At 71.6% G+C, this 18,648-nt stretch carries 14 protein-coding genes and 1 pseudogene; 3 read left to right on the top strand and 12 right to left on the bottom strand.

Annotated features, from left to right (window positions below; all coding sequences use genetic code 11):
• Positions 1-62: 62 nt before the first annotated feature.
• Genes ACFFR3_RS20830 through ACFFR3_RS20820 form a run of 3 tightly spaced genes read right to left on the bottom strand, consistent with a single transcriptional unit; the run spans position 63 to position 3,237 of the window.
• Positions 63-914: a carbohydrate ABC transporter permease gene (locus tag ACFFR3_RS20830; protein WP_345398834.1), complete on the bottom strand. Its 852-nt coding sequence runs from the start codon at positions 912-914 to the stop codon at positions 63-65.
• Positions 911-1,921 (bottom strand): carbohydrate ABC transporter permease, encoded by a 1,011-nt coding sequence (locus ACFFR3_RS20825; RefSeq protein ID WP_364383181.1) that lies wholly within the window; start codon positions 1,919-1,921, stop codon positions 911-913. The genes ACFFR3_RS20830 and ACFFR3_RS20825 overlap by 4 nt, the downstream gene beginning before the upstream one ends.
• Before the next feature lie 2 nt (positions 1,922-1,923).
• Positions 1,924-3,237, bottom strand: a complete 1,314-nt coding sequence (locus ACFFR3_RS20820) for an extracellular solute-binding protein (protein ID WP_345398840.1) — start codon at positions 3,235-3,237, stop codon at positions 1,924-1,926.
• A gap of 137 nt (positions 3,238-3,374) precedes the next feature.
• Between ACFFR3_RS20820 and ACFFR3_RS20815 the strand changes: the two genes are divergently transcribed.
• The 3 genes from ACFFR3_RS20815 to ACFFR3_RS20805 all read left to right on the top strand — a co-directional run bounded on the left by ACFFR3_RS20815 (position 3,375) and on the right by ACFFR3_RS20805 (position 6,347).
• Complete coding sequence (locus ACFFR3_RS20815; protein ID WP_364383184.1) at positions 3,375-4,523, top strand: ROK family transcriptional regulator; 1,149 nt, start codon at positions 3,375-3,377, stop codon at positions 4,521-4,523.
• 12 nt (positions 4,524-4,535) lie between these two features.
• Positions 4,536-5,186, top strand: a complete 651-nt coding sequence (locus ACFFR3_RS20810; RefSeq protein ID WP_345398843.1) for a M15 family metallopeptidase — start codon at positions 4,536-4,538, stop codon at positions 5,184-5,186.
• A gap of 75 nt (positions 5,187-5,261) precedes the next feature.
• The gene (locus ACFFR3_RS20805) at positions 5,262-6,347 is read left to right on the top strand and encodes a carboxylate-amine ligase (protein ID WP_364383190.1); all 1,086 of its coding nucleotides are present in this window, start codon (positions 5,262-5,264) and stop codon (positions 6,345-6,347) included.
• Positions 6,348-6,366: 19 nt separating this feature from the next.
• Here ACFFR3_RS20805 and ACFFR3_RS20800 read toward each other — a convergent pair whose 3' ends face one another.
• The 9 genes and pseudogenes from ACFFR3_RS20800 to ACFFR3_RS20760 form a co-directional block, all read right to left on the bottom strand.
• Positions 6,367-7,113: a sulfite exporter TauE/SafE family protein gene (locus ACFFR3_RS20800; RefSeq protein ID WP_364383193.1), complete on the bottom strand. Its 747-nt coding sequence runs from the start codon at positions 7,111-7,113 to the stop codon at positions 6,367-6,369.
• The gene (locus ACFFR3_RS20795) at positions 7,110-8,864 is read right to left on the bottom strand and encodes a gamma-glutamyltransferase family protein (protein WP_379483744.1); all 1,755 of its coding nucleotides are present in this window, start codon (positions 8,862-8,864) and stop codon (positions 7,110-7,112) included. Before ACFFR3_RS20795 ends, ACFFR3_RS20800 begins: the two co-directional genes overlap by 4 nt.
• Positions 8,865-8,916: 52 nt before the next feature.
• The gene (locus tag ACFFR3_RS20790) at positions 8,917-9,885 is read right to left on the bottom strand and encodes an ABC transporter ATP-binding protein (RefSeq protein WP_345398849.1); all 969 of its coding nucleotides are present in this window, start codon (positions 9,883-9,885) and stop codon (positions 8,917-8,919) included.
• Positions 9,882-10,847: an ABC transporter ATP-binding protein gene (locus ACFFR3_RS20785; RefSeq protein ID WP_345398852.1), complete on the bottom strand. Its 966-nt coding sequence runs from the start codon at positions 10,845-10,847 to the stop codon at positions 9,882-9,884. Before ACFFR3_RS20785 ends, ACFFR3_RS20790 begins: the two co-directional genes overlap by 4 nt.
• Positions 10,844-11,689, bottom strand: a complete 846-nt coding sequence (locus ACFFR3_RS20780; protein WP_345398855.1) for an ABC transporter permease — start codon at positions 11,687-11,689, stop codon at positions 10,844-10,846. Before ACFFR3_RS20780 ends, ACFFR3_RS20785 begins: the two co-directional genes overlap by 4 nt.
• Positions 11,682-12,641, bottom strand: coding sequence for an ABC transporter permease (locus ACFFR3_RS20775; protein ID WP_345398858.1), 960 nt, complete (start codon positions 12,639-12,641; stop codon positions 11,682-11,684). The genes ACFFR3_RS20780 and ACFFR3_RS20775 overlap by 8 nt, the downstream gene beginning before the upstream one ends.
• Complete coding sequence (locus ACFFR3_RS20770; protein WP_345398861.1) at positions 12,641-14,260, bottom strand: ABC transporter substrate-binding protein; 1,620 nt, start codon at positions 14,258-14,260, stop codon at positions 12,641-12,643. Before ACFFR3_RS20770 ends, ACFFR3_RS20775 begins: the two co-directional genes overlap by 1 nt.
• Positions 14,261-14,350: 90 nt before the next feature.
• Positions 14,351-15,028 carry a GntR family transcriptional regulator gene (locus ACFFR3_RS20765; protein ID WP_364383204.1) on the bottom strand — a complete coding sequence of 226 codons (678 nt, stop codon included), beginning with the start codon at positions 15,026-15,028 and terminating at the stop codon, positions 14,351-14,353.
• Positions 15,021-18,648, bottom strand: a pseudogene (locus ACFFR3_RS20760) (hypothetical protein); the annotation flags it as partial. The pseudogene ACFFR3_RS20760 and the gene ACFFR3_RS20765, both read right to left, overlap by 8 nt.

Genomic DNA, 18,648 nt, shown 5'->3' with positions numbered 1-18,648 from the left:
CATCAGTTGGCAGGAAGATTGGGCACGGCGAAGGGCCGTGCGGGGACCCCGTGCGGTGTGGTTCAGCCCTTGACGGCGCCGGCCACCAGGCCGGAGACCATGCGGCGCTGCACGAGCAGGAAGAAGACGACGACGGGCAGCGTCATCAGGGTCGAGCCGGCCATGATGGCGCCCCAGTCGACGCCCTTCTGGCCGAAGAAGTACTGCAGGGCGACCGGCATCGTGTATCCCTCCGACCCCGACATCAGGTAGAGGGCGAAGACCAGGTCGTTCCACGCGGTGATGAACGAGAAGATGCTGGTGGCCACCAGGCCGGGCGCGACCAGCGGGAAGAGCACCCGCCAGAACGTCGTCATGCGGCCGGCGCCGTCGATCCAGGCCGCCTCCTCCAGCGACTTGGGCACGGCGGCGACGAACGTGCGCAGCATCCACACCCCGAACGGCAGCGTGAGCGCGACCTGGGTGACGATCAGCCCGATGAGCTGGTCGCCGAGCCCGACCCGCTTGACCATCATGTAGAGCGGGATGAGCAGGCCCTCGGCGGGCAGCATCTGCACGACGAGCAGCACCACCAGGAACAGTCCGCGGCCCTTGAAGCGGAAGCGGGCGATGGCGGTGGCCGACAGCAGCGCGAACGCCGAGCCGATGAGCACGGTGCCGAGCGCCACGATCGCGCTGTTGCGCATGTAGAGCCAGATGGAGTTGTTCGCGACGCCCTCGGTCAGCACCCGCGCGAAGTGGTCGAAGGTGAAGTGCGTCGGGAACGGGATGAACTCCGTGGTGAAGATCTGGTCGTTCTCCTTGAAGCCGGTGGAGACCATCCAGTAGACGGGGAAGACCGCGTACAGGAAGACCAGCACTCCGGCGGTGTTCAGGAGGACTTTGCCGAGCCTCTTGCGGGCGAGGGGGGTCACATCTCCTCCTGCTTCACGATCTGCCGGACGTACACGACGGTGACGATGAGCAGGATGATCGTCAGCACCACCGAGATGGCCGCGCCGGTGCCCAGCTTCTGCGGGGGACGGAACGCCTCGGCGACCGCGTACATGGACAGGTTGAAGCCGTCGCGGTTCGTCGGGCCGTTCATCAGGACGTAGAGCTGGCTGAAGACCTTGAAGTCCCAGATGATCGACAGGATCGTCAGGACCGCGAAGACCGGCTTGAGCAGCGGCAGCGTGATCTTCCTGAACGTGTGCCACGGGCCGGAGCCGTCCACCCTGGCGGCCTCGTACAGCTCGTTGGGGATGCCCTTGAGGCCGGCGAGCACCGAGACGGCGATGAACGGGAAGCCGGCCCACACCACGCAGACGACCAGCGCGATGTAGAGCGGGATGGTGTCGTTGAGCCAGGGGGTGCCGGTCCAGCTCGTCTGGCCGTCGGGCGGCGCGGCGAGCCAGTCGGGCAGCAGGTTGAGCGCCCAGTTGATGATGCCGGACTCGGCGTCGAACAGGGAGCGCCAGATGACGCCCTGCGCGACGGGCGGCACGGCCCAGGCGAACATGCAGCCGATGACCACGAACAGCGACATCCGTTTGCTGAGCCGGTGCAGCAGCACGCCGACGGCGGTGCCGACGATGAGCGTCATGCTGACGGCGACGGCCGCGAACGCGACGGTGTTGCGCAGGGCCGACCAGAAGATGTCGTTGCTGAGGACCTTCTCGAAGTTCTCCAGCCCCACCCACTCGGCGGGCCTGGTGCCCCTGATCTGCGCGAGGCCGACCTTCTGGAAGGCCATGATGCCGAGCTGGACCATCGGGTAGAGCAGCAGCCCGGCGATGACCAGCAGACCGGGGACGAGCAGGACGTACGGGATGCTCCAGTCCGGCAGGCCCCCGGCGCGCGGAGCCCGGTCGTTCTTCTTCCGGCGGCCCGGGGCGGGGGAGGAGCCCGTGCCCCGGGCGACCGTCGTCGTGTCGGCCATCGTTACTGGTTCAGGATCTCTTCGAGTTCCTTGTTGGCGTCAGCCAGGGCAGTGTTGGCGTCCTTCTTGCCCTCGATGACGTCGCGGGCCGCGTTCTGCAGCACGGCCTTGGTGGCGTCGGCCTCCGACCAGTTGGGGTCGGCGGGGAACGCCTTGGCCTTGGCGAAGGCCTGGGCGAAGGCGCCCTGGGCGGGGTCCTCGTTCAGCGCGGCCAGGGTGTCGGGGTAGACCGGGAGCAGGCCGCCCTCCTTGGCGTAGCGGTCGGCCCAGGTCTTGCTGGTGGCCAGCTTGATGTACTCCTTGCCCAGCTCGGCCTGCTGGGTGCCGCCCCACAGCGCGATGTCGTTGCCGCCGAAGAAGGACGGGGCCACGCCGCCGCTCTTGGCGGGCAGCGGGAAGAAGCCGAGCTTGTCGCCCTTCAGCTTGCCCTTGGAGTCCTCCTCGATGCCGGGCAGGTCCCAGCCGGCGGTGAGGTACATCGCGACCTTGTCGTTGGCGAAGCGCTTGCGGATGTCGGTCGTGTTCTGGGTCAGGTTGGCCTTGCCGGACAGGCCGTCCTGGACGAGGCCCGTGTAGGTGGCGAAGCCCGCGGCGAAGCCGGGCTCGGTGAGCTTGCCGACCCACTTGTCGCCCTCCTTGACGGCGTACTCGCCGCCCTCGGACCAGGCGAACGCGGCCAGGAGGTGGTTGGCGTCGGAGCCGCCGTTGAAGGCGAAGCCGTCCACGCCCTCGCCCTTCTCCTTCTGGATCTTCTTGGCGGCGGCGACGAGCTCGTCCCAGGTCTTCGGGACCTCGATCTTGAGGTCCTCGAACCAGTCCTTGCGGTAGAGCACGGCGCGGGCGCCGGCGCCCCACGGGATGGCGTAGATCTCGTTGTCCACGGTCTCGTAGCCGTAGAGGTTCTCGGGGATCTGGGCGCGGTCGCCCTCGCGGGCGATGTCCGTGAGCGGCTCAAGCGCGTCCTGGCTCTGCCACATGGGGACCTGGTCGTTGCCGATCTCGGTCACGTCGGGGCCGGTGCCGGTGGCGGCGGCGGCGAACTTGTCGGCCACCTGGGGCCACGGGATCCACTCGAGCTTGACGTCCGCGCCCGTCTTGGCCTTGAACTCGGCGTTGAGCTCCTCCATGTACTTCGCCGCGGCGGGGTTGCTGTCGCCGAGACGCCACACGCTCAAAGTCTTGCCCGCGAAGGCGGGGCCCGAGGCGGCGGCGCTGGGTGAGGACGTGGTGGGTTCTTCGCTTCCGCCGCAGGCGGCCAGGCCCAAAGCCAGCGCGGCCGAGGTGGCCGCAGTGGCTGTGATCTTCGCGATCCTCACAGGGTTCTCCCTTCCCGGGTGCTGGCCAACGGTCCGCACCAGGCTGATCGTCATATGCCGAACGATGGTGTTAAACTAACAAGAAACTTTCTTAAAAGAAACGCTCGTTAGCTGATCGTGACGGAGAGAGGGAACCGATGAGCCGAGACCCGGGAACCCCCCGGCTGCTGCGCCGGCTGAACGACCGCGCGGCACTCGAACTGCTCCTCGGAGACGGCCCGCTCACCCGCGCCGAGCTCGGCGAGCGCACCGGCCTGTCCAAGGTAACCGCAGGTCAGCTTCTCGCTCGACTGGAAGAGCGGGGCCTGGTCGAGGTGGCGGGCGAAAGGGCCGGGGGCAGGGGCCCGCACGCGGCCCTGTACGCCGTGGTCCCGTCCAGCGCGTACGTCGCCGGCCTCGAAGTCCTGCCCGACAGCCTCAAGGTCGGTGTGGCGGACATCACAGGCCGTACAGTGATCGAGATCACCCTCGACCCCGCCGACGGGCGCGACCCGGTCAAGACCGTGCACGCCGCCGTGCGCCGGGCCTGCGACGCGGCCGACATCGACCTGTCGAGGCTGCGGGCCTTCGTCATCGGCAGCCGCGGCGTGGTCGATCCCGGCAGCGGGGACGTGCGCTGGTCGTACGACCTGCCCTCCTGGCACGTCGGCGTGCTGGCCAGCCTGCGCGAGACGCTCGGCGCCTCCGTCACCATCGAGAACGACGTCAACCTCGTCGCGCTCGCCGAGCACCGCTACGGCGCGGCCGTCGGCCACGACGACTTCGTGGTCATCTGGGCCGGCGTCGGCCAGGGCATGGGCGTCATGCTCGGCGGCCGGCTGCATCGGGGCAGCACCGGCGGGGCGGGCGAGATCGGCTGGCTGCCGGTGCCCGGCGAGCCGCTGCCCACCGACGTCGCCGAGCCGCAGTCGGGCTCCTACCAGCGGTTGGTGGGCCACGCCGCGCTGCGCGGCCTCGCCGATGAGCACGGCGTGACCGGCAACACCGTGCCCGACCTGCTGCGCGGCGGCGACGACGGCTTCCTCGACGCGGTCGCGGCGCGCATCGCCGTCGGCGCGGCGGCCGTCAGCGTCGTGCTCGACCCCGGGCTCATCGTGCTCAGCGGCGACGTCGGCAGGGCGGGCGGCGCCCGGCTGGCCGCGAAGGTGCAGGAGGCGGTGGCCGGCCTCTGCCCCACGCCGCCGACCGTCGTCACCACTCAGGTGGCGGGCAACCCGGTGCTGCGCGGCGCGCTCGTGGCGGCGTTGGAGCAGGCCCGGGAGCAGGTCTTCTCCGACACTGTGTGAGAATCACTGCCCATGTGGCAGTCCCCGAACGATGTCGTGCTCATCTCCGACGCCCGTGTGACCTCGATCCCGGTCAAGGAGGTCGGCGAACCGCTGGTCGACGTACGCGGGCGGCTCCGCGTCGACACCCGCCTGGCCGACGACCAGGGCGCCTACGCCCACCTGCGGGACGGGGTGCTGCGGCGGCTCGAACACGCCGAGAGCCTGCTGCCCGCCGGATACCACCTGCTCGTCGTCGAGGGCTACCGGCCGGTCGCCACCCAGCGCCGCATCTTCGACGGCTACCGGGCCACGCTGACCGGGCTGACGCCCGAGGAGTCGTACGTCGCCGCCAGCCGCTACGTCTCGCCCGTCGAGGTCGCCCCGCACACCGCGGGCGCCGCGGTCGACCTCACTCTGGTCTCGCCCGACGGCACCGAGTACGACATGGGCACCGAGGTCAACGACAACCCCGAGCAGAGCGAGGGCGCCTGCTACACCGCCGCCCCCGGCATCTCCGACGACGCCCGCGCCCACCGCAAGCTGCTCGGCGTCGCGCTGGAGGCCGCCGGCCTGGTCAATTACCCCACCGAGTGGTGGCACTGGTCCTACGGCGACCGCTACTGGGCGATGTCCACCAAGAACGACCACGCGCTCTACGGCCCCGTCGAGTTCACACCCTGACAACCCGGGTTTTCCGGGCGGTGAGGTGGGGGCACAACTCCCTACGGAGATGTGGACTCCCAGCGAGGTGTGGGCATGATTCCGCTCATCGGGATCGAAGAGGAGTACCTCGTCGTCGATCCCCGCACCCGCCACGTCGCCCCCCGGGCGGCCGAGGTCCTGGCCGCCGCTACGGACGTGCTCGACGTGGTGCAAGAGATCACCCGCTTCCAGGTGGAGGCGCGCACGCCGCCCTCCGCCGACCTGGGCGAACTGGGCCGGCGGCTGCGCGCGGCACGCAAGGAGGTGGCGGGCGCAGCCCGCTCGTGTGGGCTCGCGGTCGTCGCCAGCGGCATCCCGGTGCTCGGCAACGTGATGCCGCCGCCGCTCACCGACGACGACCGCTACCTTCAGGGCCGCGTGCTCTACCGGGCGCTGCAGGACGAGATCAGCATCTGCGCCCTGCACGTGCACGTGGACGTGCCCGATCCGGAGCACGCCGTCTACGTGGGCAACCACCTGCGGCCCTGGCTGCCGACGCTCATCGCCCTCGCCGCCAACTCGCCGTTCTTCGTGGGCCGCGACACCGGCTACGCCTCCTGGCGGGTGATCAGCTGGGGGCGCTGGCCGGTCTCGGGCGCGCCGCCGTACTTCGCCTCCTACGGGGCGTACGAGGGCGCGTTACGGGCCCTGGCGAGGTCGGGGGCGCTGCTCGACGCCAAGACCGTCTACTGGGACGCCAGGCCGTCGCCCTTCCTGCCGACCGTGGAGATCAGGGTGGCCGACGTGCCGCTCGACGTGGCCGACAGCCTCACCATGATCGGGCTCATCCGGGCGCTCGTGGTCACCGCGCTCGGCGCGGTCAGGCGGGGTGACCTGGGTCCTCCGGTGCCGGGTGAGGTGCTGCGCGCCGCGTACTGGCGGGCGGCGCGCTACGGGTTGCAGGGCGAGATCCTCGACGTGCGCGACGGCTCGCTCGTCCCCGCGGCGGTGCTGGCCGGGCGGCTGCTCGAGCACGTGCGCCCGGCGCTGGCCGACGCGGGTGACCTGCGGTTCGTCCAGGAGGGCCTCGACCGGCTGCTGCGTGCCGGGTCGGGGGCGATGCGGCAGCGCAGGGCGTACGAGCGGGGCAACGACCTGGCGGAGGTGGTGGACGACCTCATCGAGGCCACTGTCGCCTGAGCCGGCTGCCCGTGCCCGGTCAGCGCAGGGCCAGCGCGATCGAGACGCCGAGGCCGAACACGACGACCACGCCGCGCAGCACGGCGGGCGGCATGAGCCGGGCCACGCGGGTGCCGAGGAAGCCGCCCGCGAGGCTGGCCGGCGCGATCACCGCCACGGCCTGCCAGCGCACGGGGCCGAACAGCGAGAACGCGATGACCGAGACCGAGCTGATGACCAGCGAGAGCGCGGCGCGTACCGCGTTGACGCGGTGCAGGTTGTCGTGCAGGAACATGCCGAGCACGGTCAGCAGCACCACGCCCATGCCGCCGTTGAAGTAGGCGCCGTAGCAGCCGCCGACGAACACCCCCGCGTACACCAGGCGGCTGGTCCCGGCGCCCTCCTCGCCGCCGAGGTGCTTGCGCAGCCACGGCTGGGCCAGCAGCGCGAGGCTGGCGAAGCCCACCAGCCACGGCACCAGCGACTCGAACAGCCGGCCCGGCGTGAGCAGCAGCAGCGCGCTGCCCACGCAGGCGCCCAGCACCGCCGCGACCGACAGGACGGTCGCGCGGCGCTGCTGGCCGCGCAGCTCGGCGCGGTAGCCGAGCACGCCGCCCAGGTACCCGGGCCAGAGCGCGACCGCATTGGTCACGGTCGCGGTCAGGCCCGGGTAGCCCAGCGCGAGCAGCGCCGGGAAGGACACGAGCGTGCCGCCGCCGGCCAGCGCGTTCACCACGCCGGCCAGCAGGCCCGCCCCCGCCAGGAAGAGCAGGTCGTGGAGGGTCATCGGCCGACGGCGTAGCCCTGGGCGCCACGCGGGTTGGCGGCGGCCTTGAGCAGGTCGCCGTCACGGGCCACCGCGCTGAGCCGCCCCAGCGACCACGGGCCCTGCGTCTCCACCTCGTGCCCGCGCCGTCGCAGCTCCGCGACGACGTCCGGGTCCACGCGGTCCTCGACGTGCATGACGCCGGGACGGGAGCCGCGCGGGAAGAACGAGCTGGGGAAGTGCTCGCTGTGGAACATGGGGGCGTCGATGGCCTCCTGGAGGTTCAGCTTGCCGTGCACGACCGCGAGGAAGAAGTTCAGGCTCCACTGGTCCTGCTGGTCGCCGCCCGGGGTGCCGAACGCCAGCCACGGCTTGCCGTCCCTGAGCGCGAACGACGGCGACAGCGTCGTACGCGGCCGCGCGCCGGGCCGCAGCGCGGTGGCCACGCCCTCCTGCAGCCAGAACATCTGCGCCCTGGTGCCCAGGCAGAAGCCGAGCTGCGGGATCGTGGGCGAGCTCTGCAGCCAGCCGCCGCTGGGCGTGGCGGAGACCATGTTGCCGAAGCGGTCCACCACGTCCACGTGACACGTGTCACCCTTGACCATGCCGTCCCGCGCCACGGTCGGCTCGCCGACCCCCTGCGGCTTGCGGCCGCCCGACACGCCGGGCGCGGCGCTGAACGTGCCGGGGTCGGGGAAGACCGGCAGCCTGGGCGTGCGCCCGCCGGGGGCGCCCGGCCGCAGCTCCAGGCTGGCCCGCGCGCCGATCAGCGTGCGCCGCTCGGCGTTGTAGGCCGGGCTCAGCAGGTCGGCCATGGGCACGTCGGTGTCGCCGTACCAGGCCTCGCGGTCGGCGAAGGCCAGCTTGGCCGCCTCGGTCACGGTGTGCACGTAGTCGGCGCCGAGGAAGTCCATCGACTCCAGGCCGGTGCCGTCCAGCAGGGCGAGCTGCTGCAGGAACACCGGGCCCTGACCCCACGGGCCCGTCTTGGCCACGGTGTGGCCCTGGTAGTCGTAGGTCAGCGGCTCCTCCACCGACGCCCGCCAGCCCGCGAGGTCGTCGCCGGTCAGCAGGCCGCCGTGCACCTCACCCGAGCTGTCGCGCCAGGCCGTCTTGGCGCTGAACTCGGCGATCGCCTCCGCGACGAAACCCTCGTACCAGGCCTTCCTGGCGGCCTCCAGACGGCCCTCACGGGTGCTCGACGCCGCCTCGGCCTCGGCGACCAGCCGCCGGTACGTCGCCGCCAGCACCGGGTTGGCCAGCTTCATGCCCGGCTTGGGAACGTTCCCGCCGGGCAGCCACGTCGCCGCCGAGGTGGGCCAGTCGTCCCTGAACAGGCCCTCGACCGACGAGATCGTGGCCGCGATGCGCTCCAGCACCGGCACGCCGTGCTCGGCGTAGTGGATGGCCGGGGCCAGCACGTCCGCCAGCTCCCAGGTGCCCCAGCGCTCCAGCATCAGCATCCAGCCGCCGAACGCGCCGGGCACCGTGGCCGCGAGCAGGCCCGTGCCGGGCACGACGTCCAGGCCCAGCTCGGCGAAGCGCTCGATGGTGGCCGCGGCGGGCGCCACACCCTGCCCGCACACGACCGACACCTTCTGCTCCTCCTCGCTCCACAGCAGGATCGGCACCTCGCCGCCGGGGCCGTTCAGGTGCGGCTCGGCGACCTGCAGCACGAACCCGGCGGCCACCGCCGCGTCGAAGGCGTTGCCGCCGCGCTCCAGCACGCCCATGCCGGTGGCCGAGGCCAGCCAGTGCGTGCTGGCGACCATGCCGAAGTCGCCCGACAGCTCGGGCCTGGTGGTGAACAAGACTTTCTCCTTCTCATCGGGGGGCGGCGGCGTCGGGGACGCGCTCCGCCGTTACCAGGTGGCAGGCGGCGGGGTGACCGCTGCCACGTGGGTCGTTCAAGAGGGGCTCGGTGGTGCGGCACTCGTCGTACGCCAGCGGGCACCGCGTGTGGAAGCGGCACCCGGCCGGCGGATCGACCGGGCTCGGCACGTCGCCGCCCAGCACGATCCTGCGCCGCTCCCGCTGCCTGACCGGGTCGGCCACCGGCGCCGCCGACAGCAGGGCCTGCGTGTACGGATGCCGCGGCTGCGCGAAGATCTCGGCCGTCGGCCCCGACTCGACGATCCGGCCCAGGTACATGACCGCGATCCGGTCGGCCAGGAACTCCACCACCGACAGGTCGTGAGTGATGAACAGGCACGAGAAGCCCATGTCCCGCTGCAGGTCGGTGATGAGGTTGAGCACCGACGCCTGCACCGACACGTCCAGCGCGGAGACCGGCTCGTCGGCCACGACCAGCTTCGGCTCCAGGACGAGCGCCCTGGCCAGCCCCACCCGCTGCCGCTGCCCGCCGGACAGCTCATGCGGGTGACGCCTGCGCATCTCCTGGCGCAGGCCCACCTTCTCCAGCATGGCGGCCACCTTGGCCGTCACCTCGCGCCGGTCGCCCACCTTGTGCCGCAGCAGCGGCTCGGCCACGATCTGCTCGATCGTGAAGCGCGGGTTGAGCGAGGAGAACGGGTCCTGGAAGACCATGTGGACGTCCCTGCGCAGCGGCCGCATGGCCCGCCGCGACAGATGGGTGATGTCCCGGCCGGCCAGCTCGATCGAACCCGCGGTCGGCTCGGTCAGCCGCAGCACGCACTTGCCGACCGTGGACTTGCCGCTGCCCGACTCACCGACCAGGCCGAGCACCTCGCCCTCGCCGATCTCCAGCGACAGGCCGTCCACGGCGCGTACGGGGCCGTAGTGCTTGACCAGGTTGTCGATGCGCAGGATCACCGGTCACCTCCCGGGTGGTAGCAGGCCGCCAGGTGGCCATCGCCCTGGCGGGTGAGCGGCGGCCTGGACAGCCGGCAGTCGGCCTGGGCGCGCGGGCAGCGGTCGTGGAAGGCGCACTCGTCGGGGTCCGACAGCGGCGACGGCACCATGCCGGGGATCTCCGCCAGCCGGCCGTTGACCGCCGCCGACGGCAGGGCCTTCATCAGGCCCAGCGTGTACGGGTGGCGCGGGTTGGCGAACAGCTCGGTCACCGGTGCCTGCTCGACGGCGCGGCCCGCGTACATGACGACGGCCCTGTCGGCGATGTCGGCCACCACGCCCAGGTCGTGCGTGATGAGGATGATCGCGGTGCCGAGCCGGTCGCGCAGGTCGCGGAAGACGTCCAGCACGCCCGCCTGGATCGTCACGTCGAGCGCCGTGGTGGGCTCGTCGGCGATCAGCACGCGCGGCGAGCAGGCCACCGCGATCGCGATCATCACGCGCTGCCGCATGCCGCCGGACAGCTGGTGCGGATACTCCTTCATGCGCCGCTTCGGCGCCGGGATGCCGACCAGCTCCAGCAGCTCGACCGCGCGCGCGGCGGCGGCCTGCCGCGACAGCTTCTCGTGCCGCCGCAGCACCTCGCTGATCTGGTAGCCGACCGTGAACGACGGGTTGAGCGAGGTCATCGGCTCCTGGAAGACGACCGAGACCGTCTTGCCGCGCACCCGCCGCATCTCCGGCTCGGGCAGCGTGGTCAGCTCGCGGCCGTCCAGCGTGATCGAGCCCTTCAGCCGGGTCGTCTCGGGCGGCAGCAGCCGCGGCACCGACATCGCGGTGACCGACTTGCCGCAGCCGGACTCGCCGCACAGCGCCAGGATCTCGCCCTCGTCCAGGGTGAGCGAGATGTCCCTGACCGCCTGGACGAGCCCGTCCTCGGTGGCGAAGCCCACGCTCAGGTCGCTGATCTCCAGCAGGCTCATCGGGCGCTCCTCGGGTCCAGTACGTCACGCAGCCCGTCGCCCAGCAGGTTGAAGCCGAGCGTGGCCAGGGCGATCATCAGGCCGGGCCAGATCGCCAGCCAGGGCGCGTCGCTCAGATACTGCTGCGCGGTCGTCAGCATCACGCCCCACGACGGGGTCGGCGGCTGCACGCCCAGGCCGAGGAACGACAGCGTGGCCTCGCCGATGATCGCGGCGGGGATCGCCACCGTGGCCTGCACGATGAGCGGGCTGAGGCAGTTCGGCAGCACGTAGCGGAAGATGATGTGCCCGTCGCCCGCGCCGTCGGCGACGGCCGCGGCCACGTAGTCCATCTCCCTGACCGCCAGCACCTCGCCCCGGGTGATCCTGATGACGGCGGGCAGCTGGGAGAAGCCCAGCGCCAGCACCACGCCCTTCAGCGAGGGGCCGATGATCGCGGCCAGGCCCACCGCGAACACCAGGAACGGGAAGGCCAGCGTCACGTCCACCAGCCGCATCACGATCGGGTCAAGCCAGCGCCGGTAGAACCCGGCGACCAGCCCGATCGGGATGCCGACCACCATCGCGAGCAGCGTGGACAGCACGCCCGCCTGCAGCGAGACCTGCGCGCCGTGCGCGATCCTGGCGAACGCGTCGCGGCCCAGGTCGTCGGTGCCCATCGGGTGGGCGCCCGACGGCGGCGCCAGCGTGGCCATGTAGTCCTGCGCCGCCGGGTCGCCCGTCACGAGCGGACCGAGCAGCGCCAGCAGCACGAACGCGACCACCAGGACGAGCCCGGCCATCGGCATCGGCCTGCGGCGGAACCGCCGCCACAACCGCGTCCTGCGCATCACCTCAGTCATGGCCGCCTCCCGACAACCGGATCCGCGGGTTGAGGAAGGCGTAGGCGATGTCGACCAGCAGGTTGACCAGCACGTACCCGACGACCGTGACCAGCACGACCGCCTGGATGACGGGATAGTTCCTGGTCAGCACCGCGTCCACGGTCAGCTTGCCGAAACCCGGGATGACGAAGATCTGCTCGGTCACCACGGCGCCGCTGATCAGCGCGCCGAGCTGCAGGCCGAGCACGGTCACCACGGTCGTCAAACTGTTGCGCAGCGCGTGCGCGCCGACGACCTTGACCTCGGGCAGGCCCTTCGAGCGCGCGGTCCTGACGTAGTCGGCCGACAGCGCGCCCAGCATGGCCGAGCGGGTCTGCCGCATCAGGATGGCCGCGAAGCCCGTGCCGAGCACGACGGCGGGCAGGATCATCCGCTGCAGGTTCTGCACGGGGTCCTCGGTGAAGGGGACGTACCCGGAGGCGGGCAGCACCCGCCAGGTCACCGCGAACAACAGGATGCCGAGCAGGCCCAGCCAGAAGTGCGGCACCGACAACCCGGCCAGGCCGAAGCCGGTGGCCAGGTAGTCGGCGACCTTGCCGCGCCGTACGGCGGCCACGATGCCCGCGCCCACGCCGACGATCACCGCGACCAGCATGGCCAGCGCCGACAGCTCCAGCGTCACCGGCAGCCGCTCCAGGAGGATGTCGGCCACCGGGAGCTGGTCCTGCGTCGAACGCCCGAAGTTGCCGGTCAGCGTCTGACCGAGGTAGTCGAGGTACTGCGCGGGCAGCGGCTTGTCCAGGCCGAACTCGTGCCTGATCGCCTCGATCGCCGCGGGCGACGCCTCCTGGCCGGCCATGACGGTGGCCGGATCGCCGGGCAGCGCCCGTACGCCCAGGAAGATCAGCACGCTCGACAGGAACAGCACGATTACGGCCGACCCGCAGCGCCGGAGGATGAACCAGAGCATCAGGCGGCGAACCCGGCGGTGACGAAGCGCGGCAGGCCGTCCTTGAAGTACTGGACGCCGGCGACGTTCTTGTTCATGCCGAGGTAGTACAGGTTGTGGTACAGGTACACGACGCCCCGCAGCTCGGCGGCCTTCTTCATGGCGGCGCCGTACAGCTCGGCGCGCTTGGCCTGGTCGGTCTCGGCCGCGGCCTGCTTGATCGGGTCGTCGATGCCGGGGTCGGACATGCCGGCGTAGTTGTTGCTGCCCTGCGTGGTGATGAGGTTGGTGAGGTTGCCGTCCGGGTCCACCCGGCCCGACCAGCCGCTCAGCAGCACGTCGAACTTGCCCGCCTTGCCCTGCTCCAGCACGCTGACGAACTCGGCCGTCTGCACCTTGACGTCGAAGCCGGCCTCCTTGGTCATCGACTGGATGACCTGCGCGAGGCGCTGGTTGACGGCGTCGTTCGGGGTGGCCATGGTGACCGTGATCGGCGTCGGCACGCCGGACGCCTGCACGAGCTGCTTGGCCTTGGCCAGGTCACGCTTGGGGCAGGCCGGCAGGTCCTTCGCCCGGTACGGGCTGTCGCCGGGCACCGGGTAGCAGTCCACCTCGTGCAGCCCGTTGTAGACGGTCTTGTTGATCGCGTCCCGGTCGAGCGCCAGCTCGAACGCCTCGCGCAGCTGCGGGCTCTTGCCCAGCGGCGTGTCCACGGGGCCGGGCTTCGCGGTCGAGCCCTTGACGTTGCCGATGTTGATCTGGAAGCCGTAGTAGCCCAGGCCGCCACCGGAGACGACGGTCAGGTTGGGGTCGTCCTGCACGCCCTTGACGGTGTTGGTGGCGAGCTGGTCGGCCACCTGCACGTCGCCGGACTTGAGGTTCGCGGCCCGCACGTTCGGGTCGACGATGATCTTGTATACGACCTTGTCCAGCTTGACCTTGGCGGCGTCGTAGTAGTCGGGCGACTTCTCCAGCACGATCTCGCTGCCCGAGGTCCTGCTCGCGAACTTGAACGGGCCCACGCACACCGGGTTCGCGCCGAAGTTGTCGCCCTCGGAGTCGAGCGCCTTCGGTGACATGATCATGCCGGCGCGGTCGGCGAGCTGCGCGGTCAGCGGCGTGAACGCCTGGGTCAGCTCAAGCTTGACCGTGGACGGGTCGGCCACCGTCACCTTCGACACCGCGGCCAGGTCGGCCTGCCGGGCGGACTTCTCCCACGTACGGTGCCGGTCCAGCGACTTCTTGACCGCCTCGGCGTCCAGCGGCGTGCCGTCGTTGAACTTCACGCCCTCGCGCAGCTTGATCGTCACCTCTTTGCCGTCGTCGGACAGCTCGGGCGGGGCCGCGGCGAGCTGCGGGACCAGGGCGGACGAGGCGTCGATGTCGTAGAGCTTCTCGCACATGCTGGTGAAGACCTCGCGGCCCACGAGCGTGGTGGAGACGCTCGGGTCCAGCGCGTCGGGGTCGGCGTTCAGCGCGATGTTGAGCGTGCCACCGGCCTTGACCGGCCGGTGGTCGGCCGAGGCGGTCGCTATGGAACTAGGTGCCGCGGGGGTGCTGCTCGTTCCGCCTCCACCACAGGCCGTCAGGGCGAGGGGGAGAGTGACGAGCGCCGCGACGACCTTGGGTGTCGGTCGCATGGTGCCTCCGGTTAAACGTTTAGGAGACTGTATACAAGGTCTGACATTTCAGTGGTGTTTCGTTACCCTATGTCGTTACCTGAGTGTTTCCTAATCGTTTGCCGGTTTTGGCTTCCGGCTCGCCGCCGCGAGGAACGACCGCCGCGCCGCCGCCACGTGCGCGACCGCCCTGGCCTGCGCCTCGTCCTCGTCGCCCGCCTCGATCGCCTCGCACAGGCTGAGGTGCTCCTGCCACGAGTGCGGGCCGCGTACGGCGGCGGTCTGGCTGAAGACCCACTGCGCCCGCTGCAGCATCGGCGTCATCATCAGTGCCAGGTAGGAGTTGCCCGCCGCCTCGCCCACCGCCAGGTGAAAGGCGGTGTTGAGGTCGGCGACCTCTTCGAGGCGGCCGCTCTCCACCGCCGCCTTGGCCTGCTCCAGCACGTGACGCAGCCTCGCCACGGCCTCGGGCGTGTGCTTGCGCGCGGCCAGCCGCGCCGCGAGGCCCTCGATCGCCATGCGGACGTCGAAGAGCTCCTCGCCCTCCTCCGCCGACAGGCGCGCGACGGTGGCGCCGAGCCGGGGGACGACCTCGATGAAGCCCTCGGCGGCCAGGACCCTGATGGACTCGCGCACGGGGTTGCGCGAGACGCCGAGCGCGGCGGCCAGCCGGTCCTCGACCAGTCGCTCACCCTGGGCCAGCTCGCCGGAGAGAATGCGGCGGCGAAGCTCCTTGGTGACCTTGTCGCGCAAGGTCCGATGGGCCGCGCCCAGCGTCAGATCAGTCATAGAGGAACTTATCGTATACAACGGACAAGTCTTCTCGGGTCGGCCTGGCCGGCAAGGTCGGCGGCCCCTGCCACGGCTGCCTCGACGGCCAGCGGGTCGCCGCGAACAGCGCCAGCAGCTGCTCCTTGTCCTCGGCCCGCCAGAACAACTCGTCCGCCAGCATGCGGAAGCTCAGGCTGCCCCTCTCCGTCAGGTCCGCCGCGGCGCCTGCCTCGCGGTAGACGTCGTGACTGCCGACGGCGTCCAGCTGGCCGCCGTTCGGCAGCGCCTCCATGCCCGCGTTGCGCACCGCGGCCTCCACGATCGCCAGCGAGAGCTTCACCTGCGTCTGGATGACGGCCGGGTCGAGCGAGCCGTCCCACAGCCGGAACTCGACCCGGTCATCGTCCCCGCCTCGGATGCCGGTCATGTCGATCGCGTCGAACCGGCCGTGCCCGCGCAGAATCTCCTCCGCTGAGGCGTCCCGGCTGAGAGGCTCCTCGTTCGGCTCGCGCCGCCACAGCCCGTTGTGCTCCTCACGTTCCGGGTTCTGCGCCAGCCGGAAGAGCGTGTCGGCGTGGTGGTCGACGTACGTGGCCAAGGCGCGCTGAGCGTCCACCATGCGGCCGATGGGACCGGTGCTCACTTCGACGCGGGCGGCGGTCCGGTACGTCGCGACGCCGCCGTAAGCGTTGATGATCTCGACGGCCTGCTTCAGATTCGACCACGTCGAGCGCACGTCGTGCATGAGGGGTGAGACCAGCACGCTGTGCGCCGGGGCGCCCCTCAGCAGCTGCCACCCGTGCTCTCCGTCGATCAGCCGGGCCCGGCGCAGGACATCGTCGATGGTCGCGAGGGCGTCGTCCCTGATCCTGGCCGGCAGGTCGAACTCGATCTTCACGGCGAACCCGTGCCCGCGGTCACGCGAACCGACGCCCGCGGTGACGTTCTGCATCATGTACGGGATCAGCGTCTCGCCGTCGGCCACCCGCGCCAGCGCCCGCTCGTAAGCGCGCCGGTAGGCGGCGAAATCGCCGGTGAACGACATCTCGGGAACGTCCGGCCAGCGCCCCCACGCCCCCCAGTGATCATTCCACCTGCCGAGTTCGGCCTTCGCCGCCCGCCACTCCTCGGGAGCCGTGTGGGTGCCACGGTTGAAGATGCGATTCACGTTCCCGAAGGCTTCCTCCCAGCCTTGCTCCGCGAACCGCCGCGCGGCGCGTGCCTTCTCGGGCGACACGTTGTGCAGGCCGGGCTCGGCGTCACGCCGGGGCATCGGGCGGCCGTCGCCCGCCACGCCGTACGGGTCGCGCGGGCCCAGGTCCCGCAGCGCGTCCACCACCTGCCGGCGGTTCACCAGGCGGGAGAGATCGAGACCGTCGCGCCCGGCCTCCGCCGCCCGCCGCACCAGCTCCGGCACCGAGTGCCCGAGCCCGGCGTCGTACGCGAGCCGGCGCAGCGGATCGAACACCCAGGCCGGCCGATCGGGAGCAGGCCCGGCGAGCTCCGCCAGCCTGCCCAGGACACGTGCCTGGTCGTCGCGCACGGCGGGAAGGTGGTGATCGTCGGCCAGCCGCAGGCCGTCCCACAGGTGGGGATCCCGCGCCCGGTGCGTCGCCAGCAGATCATGGAGCTCCTGCAGGTCGGCCGCCCGCGTCGGGTCGGAGCCGTGCTCACGGGCGTCCGCGGCCAGGCGGAGCAGCTGCTCGACCGACCCTCCCTGGCCCAGGTGGTGCGCCAGGTCCTCGATCGGCCGCCGATGGGGCATCCCCGGAGGCGCGTCCGGCGCCCCGGCGATGCCGTGCAGCGCACCGAGCATCCGGGCGTCTTCCAGGCCGAGCCCGTCGACGCCCAGCTTCACCGACGCCACCACGCCCGTCCACAGCTCCGGGTCCACCTGCCGGAACGCCGTCATCACCGCATGGAACTCGCCCACGTAGTGCAGCCCGGGAGGCAGGAATCCGGCGGCGTCCGCCGCCCGGACGAGCGGCAGTACCTGGTGGTAGCGCTTGAGCCCCTCCCTCCGCATCCAGGGGGACAGGTAGCTGTCGAGCTCCTTGAGGCTCAGGTGCGGCGACATCATGTTGACCAGCAGCCCGAGCGTGCGCGCGTCCGCCGGGGTCGTCACGTCGATCAGCGCCCGGTGCTTGAGGCCGAGCCAGCGGAGACTGTCGTGGGGCATCGCGAGGCGCAGCGCGTCGGCCAGCATGGCACTGCCGCGTGCCGCCTCCGGGGCCATGCCCTGGCGCTGGGCGTCCTGGTAGAGCTCCACCACGGCGTCCACGGCGTACCTGCTGTTGAACAGCTCCTCTGCCAGGCTCTCGATCGCGGCCTTCGGATTCTCCCTCGGCAGGCTCGCGTGCATCTGCGCCAGAGTCAGGGCTGTCGCCTCGTCGGCGCGCACCGTGGGCAGCTTGTCGATCAGGGCCCAGCCGGGCCGCAGGAACTCGGGATCCGGCCGGGTGGCGGCTCCCCGTCCGTCGCCCTGGCCGGTGAGCAGCCGCTCGATGCGGTTGGGGCTGTTGGCGCGGCCCTCGCCGTCGCCGGGGGTCCAGCGGTGGAACGTCGCCGCGGCCTCGGCGAAGCTGCGCGGCCGCGAAGGCGCCACCGCCGGGTGCCCGCCGACCAGCACGGCATCCGGCCCGCCTGACGCCGCCGCGAGCGGCCGCCGCGCCTCTTGCGACACCCCTCCCGCCTCGGGCACGTGCTCGGCCGCCTTGGGGTGGGTGTTCTGGTCGTACGCGCCGCGACCGGCCGCCTCACCCGAACGCTCCGGCGACTGGGCACTTACCCGCTCGGGTGACTGCGCCCCCACCCGCTCGGGTGACTGCGCCCCCACCCGCTCGGGCGGCTGCGCCCCCACCCGCTCTGGGGACTGGCCGTTTCCACGCTCGGGGGACTGGGCGGGCACGCGGTCAGGGCCGGCGGTCGCCGTCGCCGAACGCTCACCCGCCGCACCGTCCGCCCGACTGTCCGCCCGACTGTCCGCCCGACTGTCTGCCCGACTGTCCGGCTGGCTGCCCGGGCGGGTGTCCGGCGGGTCTTGCCGTGTGCCCTCGCCGGCCCGGCTCGCGTCGGCGGGCGGGCGGCCGTCCTGGCTCTGCGGTCGTCCGTTCTGTGCGGGTGCGTTGGTCTCCGGGGCGGGTGTGCGGGGGGTCTGCGCTCTCGCCGCGGGGGTCTGGTCCTGGGCGGGGAGTCCTGGCACGTCGTGCGGCCGGGCCGGGGCGACGATCACGTCGGCGGGCCGGTCGCCGTTGGCCTGGCGCGCGGGTGGCGGGGGTGGCGCGGCCGTGTCCGTACGCGGCGGGGCGACGATCGTCTGCTGGTCGGTGGTGGCGACGGGGGCCCGCTGAGCGTTCGGGTCGGAGGTCTCCTGCCGGGTGTCGGGGGACGTGTCCCTTCCGGCGTTCGGGGCGGAGTCGGACCTTGTGTCGCGCCCGGTGGCGTCCGGGGTGGTGTCGCGTCCGGTGGGTTGCTGGGCAGGGGTGTCGCGCTGGGCGGTGCCGGCCTGATCGTTCCGAGAGCCGGTCGTGTCCCGCCCACCTTCGTCCCGGTCGGACGCGTCCTGGTCGGTGGTGACTTGTTCGGCCGGTTCCACGGGGTGGGCGGCCGCGGCGACGGCCGGGACGGTGGCGGGCAGC

Source organism: Nonomuraea salmonea, assembly GCF_042428605.1.
Classification (GTDB): domain Bacteria; phylum Actinomycetota; class Actinomycetes; order Streptosporangiales; family Streptosporangiaceae; genus Nonomuraea; species Nonomuraea salmonea.
This window is presented reverse-complemented; position numbering and strand designations above follow the sequence as displayed.

What these genes read in the sequence shown, in the direction of transcription:
- ACFFR3_RS20785 (WP_345398852.1), bottom strand. Translation starts at nt 10,847, where the DNA reads ATGAGCCTGCTGGAGATCAGCGACCTGAGCGTGGGCTTCGCCACCGAG.
- ACFFR3_RS20780 (WP_345398855.1), bottom strand. Translation starts at nt 11,689, where the DNA reads ATGACTGAGGTGATGCGCAGGACGCGGTTGTGGCGGCGGTTCCGCCGC.
- ACFFR3_RS20815 (WP_364383184.1), top strand. Translation starts at nt 3,375, where the DNA reads ATGAGCCGAGACCCGGGAACCCCCCGGCTGCTGCGCCGGCTGAACGAC.
- ACFFR3_RS20810 (WP_345398843.1), top strand. Translation starts at nt 4,536, where the DNA reads ATGTGGCAGTCCCCGAACGATGTCGTGCTCATCTCCGACGCCCGTGTG.
- ACFFR3_RS20795 (WP_379483744.1), bottom strand. Translation starts at nt 8,864, where the DNA reads ATGGTCGCCAGCACGCACTGGCTGGCCTCGGCCACCGGCATGGGCGTG.
- ACFFR3_RS20775 (WP_345398858.1), bottom strand. Translation starts at nt 12,641, where the DNA reads ATGCTCTGGTTCATCCTCCGGCGCTGCGGGTCGGCCGTAATCGTGCTG.
- ACFFR3_RS20770 (WP_345398861.1), bottom strand. Translation starts at nt 14,260, where the DNA reads ATGCGACCGACACCCAAGGTCGTCGCGGCGCTCGTCACTCTCCCCCTC.
- ACFFR3_RS20800 (WP_364383193.1), bottom strand. Translation starts at nt 7,113, where the DNA reads ATGACCCTCCACGACCTGCTCTTCCTGGCGGGGGCGGGCCTGCTGGCC.
- ACFFR3_RS20825 (WP_364383181.1), bottom strand. Translation starts at nt 1,921, where the DNA reads ATGGCCGACACGACGACGGTCGCCCGGGGCACGGGCTCCTCCCCCGCC.
- ACFFR3_RS20765 (WP_364383204.1), bottom strand. Translation starts at nt 15,028, where the DNA reads ATGACTGATCTGACGCTGGGCGCGGCCCATCGGACCTTGCGCGACAAG.
- ACFFR3_RS20805 (WP_364383190.1), top strand. Translation starts at nt 5,262, where the DNA reads ATGATTCCGCTCATCGGGATCGAAGAGGAGTACCTCGTCGTCGATCCC.